The organism is Roseateles subflavus, assembly GCF_030285365.1.
Classification (GTDB): Bacteria; Pseudomonadota; Gammaproteobacteria; order Burkholderiales; family Burkholderiaceae_C; genus Roseateles_B; species Roseateles_B subflavus.
Map to the genome: position 1 here is coordinate 147,972 of NZ_JASVDS010000002.1, position 18,518 is coordinate 166,489.

At 68.6% G+C, this 18,518-nt stretch carries 14 protein-coding genes; 6 read left to right on the forward strand and 8 right to left on the reverse strand.

Annotation, left to right across the window (positions count from 1 at the left end; genetic code table 11):
* Window positions 1-137: 137 nt before the first annotated feature.
* Both QRD43_RS06435 and QRD43_RS06440 read right to left on the reverse strand, forming a co-directional pair.
* Complete coding sequence (locus QRD43_RS06435; protein ID WP_285981670.1) at window positions 138-356, reverse strand: hypothetical protein; 219 nt, start codon at window positions 354-356, stop codon at window positions 138-140.
* Between the two features lie 222 nt (window positions 357-578).
* Window positions 579-785, reverse strand: a complete 207-nt coding sequence (locus QRD43_RS06440; RefSeq protein ID WP_285982487.1) for a cold-shock protein — start codon at window positions 783-785, stop codon at window positions 579-581.
* A 383-nt stretch (window positions 786-1,168) separates the two neighbouring features.
* Here QRD43_RS06440 and QRD43_RS06445 point away from each other — a divergent pair, with 383 nt between their 5' ends.
* Together QRD43_RS06445 and QRD43_RS06450 are read left to right on the forward strand one after the other, a co-directional pair.
* Window positions 1,169-2,419 (forward strand): NnrS family protein, encoded by a 1,251-nt coding sequence (locus QRD43_RS06445; protein WP_285981671.1) that lies wholly within the window; start codon window positions 1,169-1,171, stop codon window positions 2,417-2,419.
* 300 nt (window positions 2,420-2,719) lie between these two features.
* Complete coding sequence (locus QRD43_RS06450) at window positions 2,720-4,969, forward strand: TonB-dependent receptor (RefSeq protein ID WP_285981672.1); 2,250 nt, start codon at window positions 2,720-2,722, stop codon at window positions 4,967-4,969.
* 104 nt (window positions 4,970-5,073) lie between these two features.
* On the opposite strand, the gene QRD43_RS06455 is transcribed toward QRD43_RS06450, so the two are convergent.
* Window positions 5,074-7,329, reverse strand: coding sequence for a molybdopterin-dependent oxidoreductase (locus QRD43_RS06455; RefSeq protein ID WP_285981673.1), 2,256 nt, complete (start codon window positions 7,327-7,329; stop codon window positions 5,074-5,076).
* Window positions 7,330-7,552: 223 nt separating this feature from the next.
* Between QRD43_RS06455 and QRD43_RS06460 the strand changes: the two genes are divergently transcribed.
* A complete protein-coding gene (locus QRD43_RS06460) occupies window positions 7,553-8,413 on the forward strand; it encodes an alpha/beta fold hydrolase (RefSeq protein WP_285981674.1) in 861 nt (286 codons plus the stop codon).
* A 2-nt stretch (window positions 8,414-8,415) separates the two neighbouring features.
* On the opposite strand, the gene QRD43_RS06465 is transcribed toward QRD43_RS06460, so the two are convergent.
* The 3 genes from QRD43_RS06465 to QRD43_RS06475 all read right to left on the reverse strand — a co-directional run bounded on the left by QRD43_RS06465 (window position 8,416) and on the right by QRD43_RS06475 (window position 9,765).
* Window positions 8,416-8,862, reverse strand: a complete 447-nt coding sequence (locus tag QRD43_RS06465) for a GFA family protein (protein WP_285981675.1) — start codon at window positions 8,860-8,862, stop codon at window positions 8,416-8,418.
* Window positions 8,863-8,888: 26 nt separating this feature from the next.
* Window positions 8,889-9,257: a PilZ domain-containing protein gene (locus tag QRD43_RS06470; protein WP_285981676.1), complete on the reverse strand. Its 369-nt coding sequence runs from the start codon at window positions 9,255-9,257 to the stop codon at window positions 8,889-8,891.
* A 70-nt stretch (window positions 9,258-9,327) separates the two neighbouring features.
* On the reverse strand, window positions 9,328-9,765 hold the full coding sequence (locus QRD43_RS06475; protein WP_285981677.1) for a hypothetical protein: 438 nt from the start codon (window positions 9,763-9,765) through the stop codon (window positions 9,328-9,330).
* Between the two features lie 258 nt (window positions 9,766-10,023).
* Here QRD43_RS06475 and QRD43_RS06480 point away from each other — a divergent pair, with 258 nt between their 5' ends.
* Entirely contained in the window at window positions 10,024-10,641 is a 618-nt protein-coding gene (locus QRD43_RS06480) for a DUF1134 domain-containing protein (protein ID WP_285981678.1), read from the forward strand.
* A 363-nt stretch (window positions 10,642-11,004) separates the two neighbouring features.
* Window positions 11,005-13,950: an adenosylcobalamin-dependent ribonucleoside-diphosphate reductase gene (locus QRD43_RS06485; RefSeq protein ID WP_285981679.1), complete on the forward strand. Its 2,946-nt coding sequence runs from the start codon at window positions 11,005-11,007 to the stop codon at window positions 13,948-13,950.
* A 411-nt stretch (window positions 13,951-14,361) separates the two neighbouring features.
* On the opposite strand, the gene QRD43_RS06490 is transcribed toward QRD43_RS06485, so the two are convergent.
* Window positions 14,362-15,276 carry a hypothetical protein gene (locus tag QRD43_RS06490; protein WP_285981680.1) on the reverse strand — a complete coding sequence of 305 codons (915 nt, stop codon included), beginning with the start codon at window positions 15,274-15,276 and terminating at the stop codon, window positions 14,362-14,364.
* Window positions 15,277-16,710: 1,434 nt separating this feature from the next.
* Here QRD43_RS06490 and QRD43_RS06495 point away from each other — a divergent pair.
* Window positions 16,711-17,205 carry a hypothetical protein gene (locus QRD43_RS06495; RefSeq protein WP_285981681.1) on the forward strand — a complete coding sequence of 165 codons (495 nt, stop codon included), beginning with the start codon at window positions 16,711-16,713 and terminating at the stop codon, window positions 17,203-17,205.
* 385 nt (window positions 17,206-17,590) lie between these two features.
* Here the strand turns inward: QRD43_RS06495 and QRD43_RS06500 are convergent, their stop codons facing one another.
* A complete protein-coding gene (locus QRD43_RS06500) occupies window positions 17,591-18,184 on the reverse strand; it encodes a PEP-CTERM sorting domain-containing protein (protein WP_285981682.1) in 594 nt (197 codons plus the stop codon).
* Window positions 18,185-18,518 lie beyond the last annotated feature (334 nt).

The window sequence follows — 18,518 nt, forward strand, 5'->3', positions numbered from 1 at the left end:
AAGCCGCGCCCAAAACAAAGAAGCCCACGGCTGCAAGCTCGTGGGCTTCTCCCCGGCGCGACGGCCGCGGGGCCGGCGAGGCCGGCCCGTCTGCCGTGCCCCCTTGAGGGGCGCGAAGCGCGCAGGGCGTGGTCGTGTTACTGCTGCGCGGTGACCCAGGCCTGCCCCTGTGCGCGGGCATAGTTCAGCGCCTGGCGGCGGCCGGTGAAGCGCGGGGTGAAGCGCATCACGCGATCGTGGTTGGCCGAGCCGTGGCCCGAGCGGATGGAGACGCTGGCGTAGAAGCCGCCGTCGTCGGAAGTCTTGATGAAAGGTGAGACAAGGAAACGCCCCACCTCGATGCTGTTCTTTTGCATGGTCTTCTCGAGGTGTGCGCCTTGAGGGAGCCGCCCCGTCATGGGGTCGGAAGAGCCGTCTTGGCGCGGATGGTGTGGGAGTTCAGGTCACGTGACGTGGTGAACTCAAGGAATGGGCGCCCAGGGAGATCGGGCGCCAGGGCCGTGATCCGCAGGGATCACGGCAGGGGGTGTGGGCCATCCACGCGGATGGCCCGGGCCTTCCCAGGCCTGGAGGAAGCTTTACAGGGGCTTGATGTTCGAAGCCTGCAGGCCCTTGGGGCCTTGCTTGACTTCGAATTCAACCTGCTGGCCTTCTGCCAGGGTGCGGAAGCCGCCGCCGTTGCGGATTTCGCTGTGGTGGGCGAAGAGGTCCTTGCTGCCGTCAGCCGGGGTGATGAAACCGAAGCCCTTGCCGTCGTCGAACCACTTGACGATGCCGTTCTGGATGCTGCTCATGGTGTTTTCTTTCAAAAATGAAGAAGGAATCCGTGCGCGCGAGCCGCGACACACGGAGGGGTAGTACAGACACGCAAGAGAGATCAAGCCGGTGATTGAGCCACCCAGCGAGTCGCTTGGGGGCAGGCGCTTCGGGCGGAGCCCGTGGGCGGAATCCGTGGGATCCCGAGAGATGGCGCTGGAGGCTGAAGGGCGGGCCGGTATCGGTGAGAGCTGAAACCGGAACGCTTGCAAAGACCTTGAAGAAACGGTCTTGAGCGAATGTATAGAGTCAGAGTGTAGCACGTCCTGCCCCGCCGGACTGGTCAGCCTTGTTGGCGCGCAAGACGGCGACGGCCGAGGCGCGGCAAGATCACCGCCTGGCCCGTCCCCACATGCGCACTCCGCCCCCCCGAACCACACCCTTCGCCGCCCCGCCGACGCGCAAGCTGCCTCCCGGGGCGCGACCGCATCAGCGGCTGTTCGCCCTGGGACTCGCCCTGGCGGCGCTCACGGGCCTGTGGTGGGCGGCGGTCCTGCTGGCACGCGCACAGGGCCTGGCGGTGCCTTGGGCCGTGCCCGCCGGGCTGGCGCACGGGCTGCTGTTCGGGCTGGGGGCCATGCCGGCGTTCATCGCCGGCTTCTTCTTCACGGCCGGGCCGCGCTGGCTGCAGGTGGCGCCGGATCTCGTCCCGGTGACGCGCCTGCATCGGTATGCAGCCGTGATGGCCCTGGGCTGGGCCTGCGCCTGGCCGGGGCTGCACCTGAATGCGACGCTCGCGGGCGCCGGCGTGGTGGGGGTGGCGGTGGGCTGGGGCGCGCTGTGGCGCCTGGCCGGGCAGCTGTTGCGTAGCTCTCGCGCGCCGGACCGCCTGCATCTGCGCGGCGTGCACGGCGCCTGGCTGGTCGGCTTGATGTGCCTCGGCGTGACGGGGCTGGCGCTGCTCGCCGGGCAGTTCGGCATTGCCCGTCTCGGGCTTCAGGGGGGCTTGTGGTGGAGCCTGCTGCCCATCTTCCTGATGGCCCTGCACCGCATGGTGCCGATGTTTGCGGACTTTGCCCCCTGGCCCGTGCCGGAGCGCCGGCTCTTCTGGGCGGCTCTGGCGGCCTGTGCCTGGGGCGGAGCCTGGGCCCTGCTGGAGGTCTGGCCGACACCTCTGGCGCTGCCCTCGTTCGTGCGGTTCGGGCGCGCCGGCATCGAGGCCCTGGCCGCCGCGCTGCTGCTGGCGCAAGCCTGGCGCTGGCGCCGCATGGCAGGCCTGCCGCTGATGGCCCTGATGCTGTGCGGAGGCGGGTGGCTGGCGGTGGGGATCGGGCTGTCGGCGGTGTCCGCGGCGGCCCGGGGGCTGGGCGGTACGGGACTCGGCCTGGCGCCGCTGCATGCGGTCTTTGCGGGTGGGCTGGCGAGCCTGATGCTGGCCCAGGTGACTCGCGTGAGCAGCGCCCACGCCGGGCGCGCCGTGGCCATGGATCGCGGCCTGGGAGGGTGGGTGCTCATCCTGCAGCTGGCCGTGGCCCTGCGCCTGTGGGCGGCCGTGGCCATGTCCGCGCCGCCTTGGGTGCTGCCCCTGGCCGCCGGGCTGTGGGCCATCGCGCTGACGGGCTGGAGCCTGCGGCTGCTGGGCTGGCAGCGGTCGGCCGGATGAGCGGCTGAGGCGCCCTCGACGCGCCTCGGGCGGGGGACGGACGCTGTCCGACATTCAGTCATTGCCTGAACGTCGTACAGGGCGGCGTTGTGCGCTGCTCGACAAACAGACAGCACCCGGCGCTGCCAGAACGCCGGGGGGCGCCCGGTGGGGCCGCCTGGGCGACGCCGGGGCGGTGTGGGCGCCCGCGCCTCATGGTTTGCACGTAGAAAAGGCAGCAGGCACCGGTCTGGGCATGGCACTTGCACTCCGCTGGGGCGACGTCCGCGTCGACACCTCAAAGAATCACGGAGACAACGCATGACCCTGACCTCTCTTGCCGCTGCCACGCCCGGCGCGGCCCAGCGCCGCACGCCGCTGACCCTGGCCCTGCTGGCGGCCTTCGCGGCCTCGGCCGCCTCGATGCCCGTTTGGGCCGATCCTGCACCGGCGCCGGCCGCCGCCGCCGAGGACGCCCAGCCCGGCGCCGACAAGCAGAAGCTGGAGGCCGTGACCGTCACTGCCCGCCGCCGCGAGGAGACGCTGCAGGATGTGCCCGTCGCCGTGACGGCCTTCGGTGCCGGCGCCCTGGAGAGCCTCAACATCCGCAACCTCGGTGACCTGCAGTCCCAGGTCCCCAACCTGACGATCTACGCCGCGCGCGGCAGCAACTCCACCATCACCACCTTCATCCGCGGCGTGGGCCAGGCCGATCCGCTGTGGGGCGTGGACCCGGGCGTGGGCATCTACCTCGACGACGTCTATGTGGCCCGCCCGCAGGGTGCGCTGCTCGACGTGTTCGACACGCAGCGCATCGAGGTGCTGCGCGGCCCGCAGGGCACGCTGTATGGCAAGAACACCATCGGCGGCGCGGTGAAATATGTGTCCCGGCCCCTCGGCACCAAGACCGAGGGCGGCGCCAGCGTGACCATCGGCAGCTACGGGCAGGCGGACGTCAAGGGCTCAGTGGGAGGCGCCAGCGCCGACGGGCAGTTCCGCGCACGGCTGGCCCTCGCCACGCTCAACCGCGACGGCTACGGCAAGAACACCACCGACGGCAGCGACGTCAGCAACCAGAAGACGCGCGCCGGCCGCCTGACCCTCGGCTTCTATCCGAACGGCCAGCCCTTCAGCGTCCAGTTCAGCACCGACAAGACCTTCGACGAGTCCAATATGCGCGGCTTCCAGCGCCTGGACGTCAACAAGTTCGACCCGGCCAAGACGCCGGTGGGCGAGAGCCGCTACGACATCGCCAGCGGCATGCCCAACCGCAACCGCACCGAGACCGGCGGCAGTGCGCTGACGCTGAACTGGACCGTGGACTCGCGCTGGACGGCCAAGTTCATCGCCGCCCATCGCAGCAACGACACCAGCACCGGCATCGACTTCGACGGCCTGCCCGCCAAGATCGCCGATGTGCTGGCGATCTACCAGGACACGCAGAACAGCGCCGAGGCGCAACTGGCCTTCGATGGCAGCGACTCCTCCGGCGTGATGGGCGTCTATGCCTTCAACGGCGAGGCCGGCGGCAAGGTCTCGAACAACTTCTTCAACCTGTCCTTTGGCACGACCAACGGCACGGTGACCACCCGTGGCAAGGCGGCCTATGCCGACTGGAGCTGGCGCCTGGCCCAGGGCTTCAGCCTGAGCGCCGGTGTGCGCTACACCAAGGAGAGCAAGCGCGCCGTGGTGCTGAACCAGGCCTTCAGCGACGCCACCTTCACCAAGCCCATCGCGACGCTGGCCGACTTCGACAAGACCCGCGAGGTCAGCAACACCTCGCCCAAGGTCTCGCTCGACTACAAGCTCTCGCGCACGACCTCGCTCTACGCCAGTGCCTCGCGCGGCTTCAAGTCCGGCGGCTTCAACATCCGCGCCAACACCGCGGCGGTGCCCATCTCCAGCAAGCCCTTCGAGGACGAGGTGCTCGATTCCATCGAGGGCGGCGCCAAGATGCTGCTGGACGACGGCCGGCTCGAGCTCAACACGGCGGTCTTCCACAACAAGTACAAGAACGTGCAGCTCTCGGTCTTCACGTCCTACACCCAGGCCAATGGCACGCCGGGCTTCTTCGGCGACTTCACCAACGCCGGCCGCGCGACGGTGGACGGCGCCGAGGTGGAAATCGCCTGGCGCCCGAGCAGCCGCTGGACGATCAGCGGCAATGCCTCGGCACTCCATGCGCGCTATGACGAGTACCTGGACAAGGGCGTGAACGTCGCGGACCAGAAGAAGTTCACCAACGCACCGAAGTTCCAGGCGGCGCTCAACGTCGAGCACCGCACGCCGATGGGCAGTGGCACGCTGCGCACGCGGGTGGGCGTCAGCTACCGCACCAAGGTCTATCCGACGACGGACCTGAGCGAGGCCATTGCGCAGGACGCTTACGCGCTGGTCAACGCCGGCCTGATCTGGGAGCGCGACGAGCGCCTGAGCTTCTCGCTGCAGGCCAGCAATCTCACGAACAAGGCCTACCGCACCGACGGCTACAACATCGCCGCACTGGGCGTGCTGACGGGCTTCTACGGCGCGCCGCGGACCGTCAGCCTGGGGGCCAGCTACAAGTTCTGAGCGAGGACCGATCTTCTCCTCCCCGGCGTGATCCTTGCGATCGCCGGCTTCATGACCGGCACCGCCTCGCGCGGTGGCCGGTCCTTTTCATGTCTGCCGCTGACTCAGGCCGGCAGCGCCGCCAGCGTCACGGGCTGCCCGGACAGCACGGCGTTGCCCGAGAGCGGATCCCGCACGCCGTCGTCCAGCAGCGCGTTGAGGTTGGCGCCGGGCCGCAGCCGGGCGACGCTCAGCTGCGTGCCGGGCAGCTCATGGCCCCAGCCGTGAGGCAGGCTGGCCACGCCGGGCATCATCTCATCGCTGCAATGCAGCAGCACCTCCAGCGTGGCGCCAGCCGCATTGCGCAGCTGGGCGCGCTCGCCGTCGCGCAGGCCGCGCTGGCGGGCGTCCTCGGGATGCACGATCAGCGCGCTGCGGTCCGGCCCCTTGGCGAGCACGGGCAGGTTGTGCATCCAGCTGTTGCCTGATCGCAGGTCACGCCGCCCGATGAGCAGCAGCTCGCCCGCGGCCGCGGACGGTGGCTGCTGCGCGGGCAACGCGGCCAACGCGTCGAGGAAGGGCGCGGGGGCCAGCTCGATGCGGCCGGAGGGCGTGCGCAGCAGCTCGGGCATGCGGGGCTGCAGCTCGCCGAGGTCCAGGCCATGCGGCGCGGCCTGCACGCGATCCAGCGTGAGCCCGTCGGGCCGCGCGCCGAACTGGTCGCCATAGGGGCCGCCCCGCAGGGCGAGATCGACCAGGCGGGCCGGGCCCACGCGCGGGGCGAGGGCGCCGAGCAGCGCCTCGGTCTGTGCGCCGTCGCCGTCCTTGAGCTGGTGGCGCAGCTCCTGGCGCAGCGCGGCGGTGTCGAGGTCCGCGGCGTCCTGACGCCAGTCCGCGCCGCTCACGAGCGCGGCCAGCCGCGTGAGCGTCTCCCATTCCTCGGGCATGCCGGCGGGCGGCGGGAACACCGGCTCGCTGTAGCGCGCGTGGTTGCGCCAGGAGAGCTGGCCGAAGGCGATGTCGTAGTGCAGATCCTCGAGCGGGGAGGGCGCCGGCAGGATGAGGTCGGCGTGGCGCGAGGTCTCATTCAGGTAGATGTCCAGGCTCAGCATGAAGTCGAGACCGTCGAGCGCGCGCGCCAGGCGGGGGCCATTGGGCGCCGAGAGCACGGGATTGCTGGCCACAGTGATCAGCGCGCGCACCTGGCCTTCGCCGGGCGTCTCGATCTCCTCGGCCAGGCACACCATCGGCAGCTCGCCGAAGACCTCCGGCGCGCCGCTGACCCGGCTCCTGCGCCGTCCCACGGTCACGCCCCGGCCGCTGCCTGGCCGCCCCTGCGTGTTGACGGCAAAGGCCGCGGCCTTGGGGAACATCGCGCCGCCGGGCCGGTCCAGCTGGCCGCATAGGATGTTGATCACGTCCACCAGCCAGCTGTTGAGCGTGCCGTGGCGTTGCGTGCAGCTGCCGATGCGGGCATAGAGCGAGGCGCGCGGGGTGGTGGCCAGCAGGCGCGCGAGGCGGCGCTGCTCGGCGGCGGGAATGCCGCAATGGGCGGCGGTGGATTCAGGCGGGTAGGCCGTGACGGCGGCCCGCACGGCATCCAGCCCCTCGATCCATGGGCCCAGGGCGCCGGTGCGCACCAGGTCTTCGTCAAAGAGCGTGTGGACGAGACCCAGCAGCAGCCACACATCGCTGCCCGGGCGGATGAAATGGTGTTCGTCGGCCACGGCCGCGGTCTCGGTGCGTCGCGGGTCGATCACGATCAGCCGGCCGCCGCGCTCGCGCAGGGCGCGGGCCTTGCCGCGGAAATCCGGCACCGTCCACAGGCTGCCGTTGCTGACCATCGGGTTCGCGCCCAGCACCACAAGCAGGTCCGTGCGAGGCAGGTCCGGCACCGGAATGCTCAGCCAGTGCCCGTACATCAGGGCGCTGGAGAGCTGCTTGGGCATCTGGTCCAGCGTCGAGGCCGAGAAGACGTTGCGCGTGCCCAGCGCGCGCGCCAGGCGAGGTGTGTAGGCGAGCAGGCCCACCTTGTGCGCGGCCGGGTTGCCGAAGCTCAGGGCGACCGCATCCGGCCCGTGGGCCTGGATGAGGGGCTGCAGCCGGCGCTCGATCTCTTCGAAGGCCTCGTCCCAGCCGATGGGCTCGTGACGGCCGTTGCGCCGGATCAGCGGCTGGCGCAGGCGGTCGGGGTCCTCATGCAGGTCCTTCAGCGACACACCCTTGGGGCAGAGAAAGCCGTGGCTGAAGGGGTCGTCCTGGGCGCCTCGGATGCTCACCACGCGATCGCCGGACGTCTGCACCTCCAGGCCGCAGCAGGCCTCGCACAGGGGGCAGATGCGGTAGTGGACGCGGGGTGCTTGGGGATCCGTCGTGCTCATCGGGGTTTCCTCGGGGGCTGTCATCGGGGCGGGGCCTGCGCGCATTGTGGTCAGCGCGGGCCGCGGCAGCGTCATCCAGGCGACAGCCGCGGCTTGGTATCAACCATGAGAGGGCCCGGGGCGGAATGCAAGAAGATGTAAGAGCCGCGGCAATTGCGGCATGACCACCGTCTGACCGCCCGGAACTTGCATAGACTCCCGCCCCCGCAGGAGTAGGAGAACCATGAGAATCGAGATTGAGCCCGGTGTCCGGCTGTTCGTGGACATCGAGGGTGAGGGCCTGGTGCCCGAGGGTGCCGGGATGCGGGAGAAGCCGACGCTGCTCCTGCTGCATGGCGGGCCGGGCTTCGACCACAGCTCGTTCAAGCCGGCGTTCAGCGCGCTGGCGGACGTGGCGCAGATCGTCTATTACGACCACCGCGGCCACGGCCGCAGCGACCCCCGTCCGGCGAGCGAATGGACGCTGGACACCTGGGCCGATGACGTCGTGCGGCTGTGCGACGCGCTGGGCATCGTCAAGCCCATCGTGCTGGGCCAGAGCTTTGGCGGCTTCGTCGCGCAGCGCTACCTCGAGCGCCACCCGGAGCATCCGGGCAAGGTGATCCTGTCCAGCACCTCGCACCACACGGGGCTGGAACGCAAGATCAAGGGATTTGCCCGCCGCGCGCCCGCACCGGTGCGGGACGCCGTGCGCGAGAAGGTCCGCGCGTTCTGGACCGAGCCCACGCCCCTGAGCTTCGCAGCCTACTGGGAAGCGTGCCGGGACCTCTACACCGCCACGCCGCAGACCGACCCCGCCGCGGCCCAGCGCACGCTGCTAAAGCTGGACATCCTCCTGCACTTCGTGCGCGGCGAGAAGCAGGAGATGCGGCTGCTGCCGGGCCTGAGCCGTGCGCGCTGTCCGGTGCTGGTGATGGTGGGCGAGGACGATCCCGTCTGCCCGATCGAGGACGCCCTGGAAATCGCCGCGGCGCTGCCCTCGCGCTGCATGCAGCTCGCCCGCTTCCCCGGCTGCGGCCACGGTGTGTGGCGCGATGACCCGCGGGCCGCCTTCGAGCGGCTGCGGCGCTTCATCCTGGAGTGAGCTCAGGCGGCGGGATCGTCGTCCGGTCCGGCGGGCCAGAAGGTGGGCGGCGGGAAGGCGTCAAAGCGTGGAAGGCCGTCCGCGGGCAGGTCGTACCAGGGGGCCTTGGATGCGCAATGGATGTGCACCAGGGGCTGCAGGCCCGGGTCGTCGTCGAGGGTGCCCGCCGGGATGATGGCATGGCGCCCCCCGTCTTCCAGCACGGGCAGGAGGCTGCCGCAGGCGGTGCAGAAGGCCCGCCAGTTGCCGGGCGACGACTCGTAGCGTCGCACGAGCGCTTCGCCGGCCAGCCATCGCAGGCCACGGCCGTCGGCATGCAGGAAGCTGCCGAAGGCGCTGCCGCTGAGCTTCCGGCACAGGCTGCAGTGGCACAGATTGATGAAGCGCGGCGGACTGGCGAGGGTGTAGCGCACCCCCTGGCAGAGGCAGGAGCCCTGAAGCACCGGCATGGGGCGGCGTGGGATCGACGTGGGGCTCAGGCCGCCAGCAGCGCCTTGAGTTCGCGCTCGAGCAGGTAGGCCTCGCCGAGGTTGACCTCGATGAGCCGGCGCAGGTGCGTGACGCTCTCGATGTCGATGCTGCGCAGGATCAGCCCGGCGCGCTCGCCATCCAGGTGCGCGACCTCGGCGCCCATCATGATGCGCTGCTCGGCGCCGTCGAGGCGGATGCACAGCAGGCAGGGTTCGCCCATGGTGACGCTCGCGGCGGCGGGGAGCTTCAGCAGAGCTCCTTTCAGCGACAGGTCCAGCACGCTCACGTGGAGCCGCGTATCCACGGTGATCAGCTCCGCGGGCGCGTCGAAACTGACGCGGGCGAACTGGCGGCGTTCCTGGGGCTTGTCCATGGTGGACTCCGATCGTGGGACGGTGATCGTTCGATGCTAGCAGGGCACGCCCACCGCGCCTGCGGCCGGATCAATAGTCCTGGGCGTAGATCGTGCTCATTTCAATGGCTTCCTGCAGGCGGTTGGGGGCGACGGCCTCCAGCCCCAGGGACTCGAGCGTGAACCAGCAGGCACGCAGCAGGGCGCTGGTCTCCTGGCGGGCCTCGTTGTCCAGCAGGGCGCCGAGCTCGCTGACGCGGTCCAGCGATGGCTGGCGGCTGCGCGAGCCGCCATGGCTGTACGGCAGTTCCTCCGGCGCCTCGTGGCCCAGGGCAATCTCGGTCAGCAGGTGCTGCACCTCGTCCTTGGGCGGCAGGGACAGGATCAGCCGGCCGAGGTCCCCCAGCAGCTTTTCCGCCGCGCCGGCCAGCAGGCGCGCCGCGTGGTCGCTGCCGCCGTCGATGTAGAGGCCGGCAGCGATGTCCGCATATTCCAGCGCCAGGGCCAGCTTGGGCATGTCTGCGTTCATGGTGCGTCCGCGCGGTGGGGGGGCCGAGGGCGCGACCGGGGGAATGGTGGTCGCTCGCTCGGCAAGCAGTGGTCCTCCAGACATCTGGCGCCCTCTCTCCTGTACTTTTGTGCACGGAAGTGTAGGTGCGCGTCTTGCCGGGCCGGGAGTGCCGACGCTGGTGCTTTGTCACGGTTTGTATGGAGCACGGCTGATGGTTTTCCCGGCGCTTCAGACTGCGCTATTGTTGCGCATCCCCGACCCCCAGAGGAGGCCCTCATGACGAATCACCGACTCCCCCGCCTGCCGCAGGACCTGCCCGCAATGCCCCGCCGCGACGCCCTCCAGGGGCTTAGCGCTCTGGGGGCCGGCCTGCTGGTGCCCGGCCTTGCGCTGGCCGCCGACAGGAAGGAGGACACCTATGACGAGGACTCCATCCTGAAGGCCGCCACCGACTTCTTCGGCAGCACCACGGAAGGCCTGGCCAAGGTCATCGAGAAGGCCTTCAAGGAGCAGGGGCGGCCCAATGCCTACGTCAAGGGCGAGGAGGCCGGCGCGGCCGTCACCGTGGGCCTGCGCTACGGCGATGGCCAGCTCGTGATGAAGGGCGGTGGCAGCGCCCGGGTCTACTGGGCCGGCCCGTCCATCGGCTTCGACTTCGGGGCCAATGCCTCCAAGGTCTTCACGCTGTGCTACCACCTGCCCAGCACCGCCGCCATCTTCCAGCGCTTCCCGGGCGTGGACGGCAGCCTTTACTACATCGGCGGCGCCGGCATCAACTACCAGCGCCTCAATGGCATCACCCTGGCGCCGATCCGCCTGGGGGTGGGCCTGCGCACGGGCGCCAGCGTGGGCTATGTCCACTACCGCCGCGAGAAGTCCTACAACCCGTTCTGACCCCCAGACCGCCCCCGGCCGGCGTCGCCGGGGCAGCCGCCGCTGCATCTGGCGCCGCCCGTGCGGTATGCGTCAGGTCGGCGTTTGGCATATCGGCTCGCCTTGCACCGGATATTGCACAGGGCTTTGCCGGCGCCCCGGTGAACCCCTGCCGTCAAGTCCTCCATCCTCGGGGTTTTCGATGAGCGCCGGGCCGGCAACGCACACCGCGCTAGTGGTCACTCACAAGCACTTTTTGGGGCTTGCCCGGCCCGGTGGCGGGATGCATGCTCAGTGACCAGGGTCAAAACCCGATGCAGCCCCTGCGACGAGCATTCGCTGCCACATTCCAACGATCGACGATCAGAAATCCGGAGAGATTCCATGCCCCCGCCCAACCAGGCTTCCCTCGACCTGCCCACCACCTCCCTCGTGCCCCTGGCCGCCGCCGCGTCGCTGCCGGCCCAGGACATCAGCGCCGAGGTGCTGCTGGAGAAATACGCCAAGGGCGAGGAGCAGACGCTGGACGAGCTGCGCGCCCGCGTGGCCCGTGCCCTGGCCGAAGCCGAGCTGCCGGAGGCGCGCGCCCACTGGGAAGCGAAGTTCCTGGAGGCCCAGCGCCGCGGCTTCGTGCCGGCCGGCCGCATCAACTCCGCCGCCGGCACCGAGCTCAGCGCCACGCTGATCAACTGCTTCGTGCAGCCGGTGGGGGACTCCATCGCCCTGGCCGATGACGGCGTGCCCGGCATCTACACCGCCCTGACCGAAGCCGCCGAGACCATGCGCCGCGGTGGCGGCGTGGGCTATGACTTCTCGCGCATCCGTCCCAAGGGCGCCTGGGTGGGCTCGACGCAGAGCAGCGCCTCCGGCCCCGTGAGCTACATGCGCGTCTTCGACCGCTCCTGCGAGACCGTCGAGTCCGCCGGCGCCCGCCGCGGCGCGCAGATGGGCGTGCTGCGCTGCGACCATCCGGACATCGAGGAGTTCATCCACGCCAAGGACCAGGGCGACCTGCGCAACTTCAACATCTCCATCGGCGTGACCGACGCCTTCATGGAGGCTGTCGAGTCCGACGCCGAGGTCGAGCTCACGCACAAGGCCGAGCCCGGCAAGAAGCTCAAGAAGGCCGGCGCCTACCAGCGCGGTGATGGCCTGTGGGTCTACCGCCGCTTGCGCGCCCGCGAGCTGTGGGACCAGGTCATGCGATCCACCTACGACCACGCCGAGCCGGGCGTGCTCTTCCTGGACCGCATCAACAACGACAACAACCTCTACTACTGCGAGCGCATCGACGCCACCAACCCCTGCGCCGAGCAGCCGCTGCCGCCCTACGGCTGCTGCTGCCTGGGGTCGGTGAACCTCACGCTTTTCGTGCAGGACGCCTTCGGCCCCGGTGCCCGCTTCGACGAGGAAGGTTTCGCCGAGGTCTGCCGCACGGCCACGCGCATGCTGGACAACGTCCTGGACGTGACCCCCTGGCCGCTGCCCGCGCAGGCGCATGAGGCCAGCAACAAGCGCCGCGTGGGCCTGGGCTTCACGGGCCTGGGGGACACCCTGGTCATGCTCAACCTGCGCTATGACACCGAGGCCGCACGCGAGATGGCCCGCCGCATCAGCGAAGTCATGCGCAATGCCGCCTATGACGCCAGCGCCGACCTCGCCGTCGAGCGCGGCGCCTTCCCGCTGTTCAATGCCGATCTGTACCTCTCCGGCGGCAACTTCGCCTCGCGCCTGCCGCAAGGGCTGAAGGACAAGATCCGCGCCCAGGGCCTGCGCAACTCGCACCTGCTGTCCATCGCGCCCACCGGCACCATCAGCCTGGCCTTCGCCGACAACGCCTCCAACGGCATCGAGCCGGCCTTCAGCTGGAGCTACACCCGCAAGAAGCGCATGCCCGACGGCAGCTTCAAGGAATACGCCGTCGAGGACCACGCCTGGCGCCTGTACCGCCATCTCTTCGGCAAGGATGCCCCGCTGTCGGATGCCTTCGTGACGGCGCTGGAGCTGTCCGCGTCGGATCACGCCTCCATGGTGGCGGCCGTGGCGCCCTATGTGGACACGGCCATCTCCAAGACGGTGAACGTGCCGGCCGACTACCCCTACGCCGAATTCCAGGACCTCTACACGCAGGCCTGGAAGAGCGGGCTCAAAGGCCTGGCCACCTACCGGCCCAACAGTGTGCTCGGCTCAGTGCTGAGCGTCGAACCCACGGCCACGCCGGAGCCCCTCAAGCCCGTGTCCGAGGAGGACGGCACCAACCGTCGCCTGCGCCTGGAGCGCCTGCCCAATGCCGTGTTGGCCTCGCTGCGCTGGCCGAGCCGCCCCGAGCTGCCCAATGGCAACCCGGCCTGGAGCTACATGATCCGCCACCCGCACGGCGACTTCGCGCTTTTCGTGGGCGAGCTGCCGGCGGAAGGGCCGGATGCCGGCCTCTTCGGCAAGAACCTGCCCTTCGAGGTGTGGGTGAACGGCGCCGAGCAGCCGCGCGGCCTGTCCGCCGTGGCCAAGACGCTGTCCATGGACCTGCGCACGAATGACGCCGCGTGGCTGCGCCTGAAGCTCGACGCCCTGGCCACCGTGGCCGAGGAGCGCGCCTTCGAGATGCCCGTGCCTCCGGGCGGCGAGCGCCGCCTGTTCCCCGGCGTCGTCGCCGCGACGGCGGCCGTCATCCGCTGGCGCTGCGAGCAGCTCGGCGCCCTGCAGGAAGGTGGCCCGACGCCCGTGCTGGACGCCATGTTCAGCCGCGAGGAGCCCCGCACCAGCACCATGGGCACCCTGGCCTGGGCCGTGGACGTCGAGAACCCCGCCACTGGCGAGCAGTTCACCCTCACGCTGAAGGAAGTGACGCTGCCCACGCCGGACGGCGGCCATATCACCCGCCCCTGTGCCATGGGCTTCTCGGGCAACTATCCGAAGGCGCTCGACGGCATGGCCCGCCTGCTGTCCCTCGACATGCGTGTGATGGACCCGGCCTGGATCGGCATGAAGCTGCGCAAGCTGCTGAACGTGGGTGAGCCCCTGGGCCACTTCATGGCGCCGGTGCCGACGCTCAGCGGCGAGCGCCGCCAGCAGATCTGGCCGTCGACCGTCGCCTATGTGGCCCGCCTCGTGATCCATCGCTATGCCATGCTGGGCATCCTCGACGAGCAGGGCATGCCGCTCGTCGAGATGGGCCTGCTGCAGGCCCCGGCGCCCAAGCTCGCCGGCGGCGCCAACAGCATCCCGGCCATGGCCGGCAAGCCCTGCCCGGAATGCGGCAACGCGACCATGATCCACAAGGACGGCTGCGACTTCTGCACCGCTTGCGGGTATGTGGGGCAGTGCGGGTGAGAGGTGCGCGGCCCCACCACCTGAAAGTTCTGGACCCCTGAGTCGAAGGTGGCGGGTGGCGTTCAATGCCGCGCGCGTCAGACGAAGGAACGGATCTTTCAGAATTCAAACGCTTTGGCTATGAAGCAGCCCCGGTGATCCGGGGCTGTTTTTTTGTCAATGGGCACTCGCGATGAGAACGCTAGCGTTCATGGTCGAGTTCGACAACCCGACGCGCAGATTCGGGCTGGCTGATGAGTCCGCTGCGGTATCGCCTCTGGTGACACCGGAGAAACCCATGGCCGGCCCATCGGTCATGGGCCGCTGAGAACCAGCGCCAAGACGCTGCAGGCAGGAACGACGGCGAGGAACTTGTTCATTGATTGCAAGTATCTTCGCGCCTGCATGCTCTTCGATCCTCCAGGACCGGATTCAAGCAGCCCGCATTATTCTGGACTTGATGGCTGCAATATATCTGTCTCTGAGCTCCACGCTCTTCTTGTCGCTTTCGTCGAAATTTTCGACGGCCTTCAGGTCTAGTTTTGCCCCTATCTCTAGATATCTCTTGACGATATCACCAGCCGCAGGATCGCTAGCCAGCATTTGCAAGGCGGCGTAGATTGCGGAGCGCTCCTGGATACTGATTGGATTCAAGGGCTCCGATGCGACCAGCCAAGCCGCTGTCACGTCACCGTTTCTTGCATCGAGAAGGGCTTGGTTGAAGACGGTGGCCACCTCAGGCTCAGGAGCCTTCGACATATCGACTATCGAGATATAGAGGGCTGCAGCTTTTGCGACCCCACCATCAACGGCGATTTTCAGCAGATCTATCCGAGTCTGCCGCAGGTTCCCTCCAAGTGACTGACACTGCTGAAGCAATTTCTGATCCTCTTCCAGGTTCTGCTTATAGGCATCGGCGAGCGGCGTAGCCCCCATGCTGCCATGCAGGCGCCGATAGTTCGCAGCCATCGAACTCTCCATGCCGTCACATTGGGCGATGATTGCAGCCAAGGCAAAAGAGTCTGCAGGGTTTCGGGATGATTTTGCCAGCTGAATTTCACCTGCCAATCCAGAAACGCTATTGAGTAGCTTTGAGCGAATCGATGCGGAGCGATCGCCTGCGTTTTTAGACTCCGGGCGTAGAGTATCTGCAATTCGAGGCGCCTGCCCGGAGGCGCGTATCGCCGGGACCAGTATTGGCGTCTCACTTATTGCTGAGGCATCGCCAGGGCGATTCTTGTCTTCCACCCTTGAGTTTTCGGGACGCAGACCCGCGTCGCCCCAATATTTGATCGAGGCGATCACAGTGGCAAGCACCATCATGACGCAAAGTAGCCAGCGCAACATGCTAAATGCTCTCAAAGGTTCATGTGTTTTCCGGAGGAGATGTCCAATGGGTGCAGATCGAAGTGGGGCGGCCCAGTGCGCATCAGGATCTGAACGTGAATAGATACACTCGGTCCGTTTCGTCAGAAAATCATGGGTTCACCATGCAGCTGGCATAGGCGGCCACACACGCTTCATCTCGCGTCTTCTGATATCTAAACATCACCCCTTCATTGCATGCCATTTGCTTGAATGTTCCAAGTTGCTTTTCACACGCCTTGAAATCTGCATCACGGAGGACGGCGGCATCATCGATGCATTGGGCCTTTGAGTTCTGGCAGCGCTGCAGTTTCGTGGTGGGCGTCGGGACAGTCGGAGTCTCCCCCCCCTGCCCCTGGCGTATCCGGCGTACACGGCGCCGCCTGCAGCACCTTGCTCGACCCACAGGTCTGCGGGCCGCCGGTACTTCCGCCGCCGCCGATCCCGCCGCCAGCACCCCTGCTGGTGCCATTGACCACCACCGTGCACTCCTCTTCGCCGTCTGGCCCCCGCGGGCAGTTGTCGGGCCCGCTTTCCTCGGACTTGGCTTGTCGGTCGCTGCCCGGCTTGGGTGGTGTCAAGGTCGGTTTGCCGGCGGGTGAAGCTGCCGTCGGGGCCGATGCCGCCGACGCGGGGGCACTTTGGGCCAGTGCAGCGCCATGCGCGCACAGCCAGACAGCGCTGAGCAGCGCCATGATGGATTTCATTGAGTGTTCTCCCTGTTAGACAGATGGCCCGGCTTCGTGAGGTTGAGCCTTGGGGCCATGGCGTTCCGACGGCGAGCCTCGCGGGTGGCTAGCGTCGCAACGGCTCGCAGTCTATGGGGCGATCTCCGACGCGCGCCCTGCCAGCTCCTACAGGTAGCAACGATGCACGTGCGGCTTGCGCGCGGTGGATCTGGCCTTCTGCAGCGCCATCACCTCCGTCAGCTTGGAGTCGGCGGCCACGGGCGATGATGGGCCGCCTGATGTCTCGGCTAGGAGGGGGCAAGGCGGGCCCTGCTCGGCCTTCTGTCGCCTCATCGGGACGGCAAGGTGCTGGTCATCCAGGGCCCGGACCTGAGTGACGGCATTGACGTCTGCAGCCACCTACAAGGGCGTCGCAGACGCGATCCGTCCGTCACCGACCCAGCTCAACGCCCGGACGAATCGCCACGGCTTCCCTGGAAGCCTTTGAGCTGTTGGGACTGTCGACGCTTGAACGCTGTGGCTTGTAGACCCTCTTGATGGCGTTGAAGGCGTCGGCTCTCCCATTGCGACCTGCGAGCGCATCCCCCACCCGACGCGCCCACCCGCCTTGCCCCCGAGGCTGAGGGCCACCGCCGCGACAGGCCGGGACGAGCGGGCGCTATAGTCCGGCCGCCTTCATGCGCGGTCGCGCCCGTCCGCCCCCATGCCCCGTCAATTCCACGCCCCGATGAACCGCTCCACTCACCCCTTCTTGGTCGCGCTGGCCACCCTGATGCTGCTGCTGTGGATCGCCACGGCCCCCGCGTTGGCGCAGTCGGGCGGCAAGGGGCCGGAGGTCTACCGCTGCGTGAACGAGCGCGGCGAAGCCTACTTCCAGGTGGGCGAGTGTCCGAAGACCGTGCTCACCTATCCGGAGGCCGTCAGCGCGCCTCGGGGCGTCACGCCCGGCCAGGTCGTTGCGCCGCCGAATCCGGGCCGTCTGGACGCGGTGCCCGGTGCGAACGGCCTGCCGCCCGGGGACCTCCCGGCACCTGGGGTCAGCAGCGAGGACGCCCACCGCCAGCAGCTCCGGCGCCGCGCCAGCCTGAAGATGCTCCGCACCTTCATGTTCGGCCTGGTCTTCGGTGTGGTGGCCAAGTTCAGGGACCGCTCGTTCTTCGTCTGGTTCCTGATCGGGGTCGCCGTCGAGTTTGCCCTGGTCGGCGCCGCCGTCTTCAACTGACGGGAACGCTAGCCCGGCACGGTTGCCGGGACCCGGCGCTGGCGGGGCTGACGGCATGCGGGAGGGGCAGCTCGGCCCATGGTGGCACGGTCCCGCCGAGAGCCGCTAGCGTGCGGCCCCCCTCATCGACGTCACCCGGGAGGATGGCGTCTCCATCCAGCCGGGCCGTGTGAGCAGAGGCCGTGATCCTCGCGGCCTGGGGGCTGCGGTCCCACGCGCCGCCTGCAAGGCTCCGATGCGGCCGGGCGCCTCACGGTCGCCGTGCCGCCGGGGCCTGGTCCTGCGTCAAGAGGCAGGTCGTCTCTGTCGCCGCGTCGGCCTGGCGCGGCCCCCAATGAAAAAAGCCCGCAACAGCGGGCTCTTCTTCCGTGCCAGCGGCGAACGCTCAGGCGCTCTTGCGGCTGCGGCGTGCCAGACCGGCGGCGGCCAGGGCCACGGCCAGCAGGCTCAGGGCCGCGGGTTCCGGCACGGCCTGGCCGGCGGTACCGATCTGCACGTTGTCCACCAGGCCTTCACCCACATTGGCGGTGACGCGGATGGCGTCGAAGGCAATGCCGCTGAAGCCCAGGAAGGCGGTGTTGGCGTTGTTGTAGGTCACGGCCTGCGAGAACGATTCCACGACGGTGTTGCCCAGCAGCGCTTCCACCAGCACGGTGGTCGGGTTCTTGGCATAGCCGAAGGCAGCCGCCGTGACCACCTTGCTGAAGCTCAGCACGAAGGGGACGGTCGTCGAAACGCCGATGTAGTCGCCGCTGATGCCGGGGAAGGGCGAGTTGCCCTGGCTGTTGTAGTGGTGGCCGCTGGTGGTCACGCCGAAGCCAGCGAACTGGTTCGTGATCAGCGTGCCGGCGGAGAAGGACACCTCGCTGAAGGTGACCGTGGTCTCGGGCGCGCTGAGGCCGAAGCTGTTCACGATGGGCGTGGCTTGAGCGCCTGCGGCGAGCAGACCCAGTGCGAGGGCGGAAAGAATGTGTTTCATGGTGATCCCAGGGAGAGGCCGAAATGATGCCTGGGGGGACTGTAGGGAGCGGTCCGGCAGGCGTCCATGGGTCGCCCCCCCACACTCGTGGGGGCGGGATCCCGTGCGTGCGCGGGCTTCCTGGGTCAGCCCTGCGGGGCAGACGCCGCTGCGTCCCCTTGATGAGCGACGGCGGCCCGCGCCGATGTGTGGGAAGGAAATATCTCGATACCTTTTGGGCTTGTGTGCCCCGTTGCTCTCGTGCTTGCGGCACGAGCCGGCCTCGGCCGGCGGTGAGCGGGCTCAGGTGGAGGGAGCAAGGGCGGCGCCGCTATCATCGGGCAGCCTTCAAACC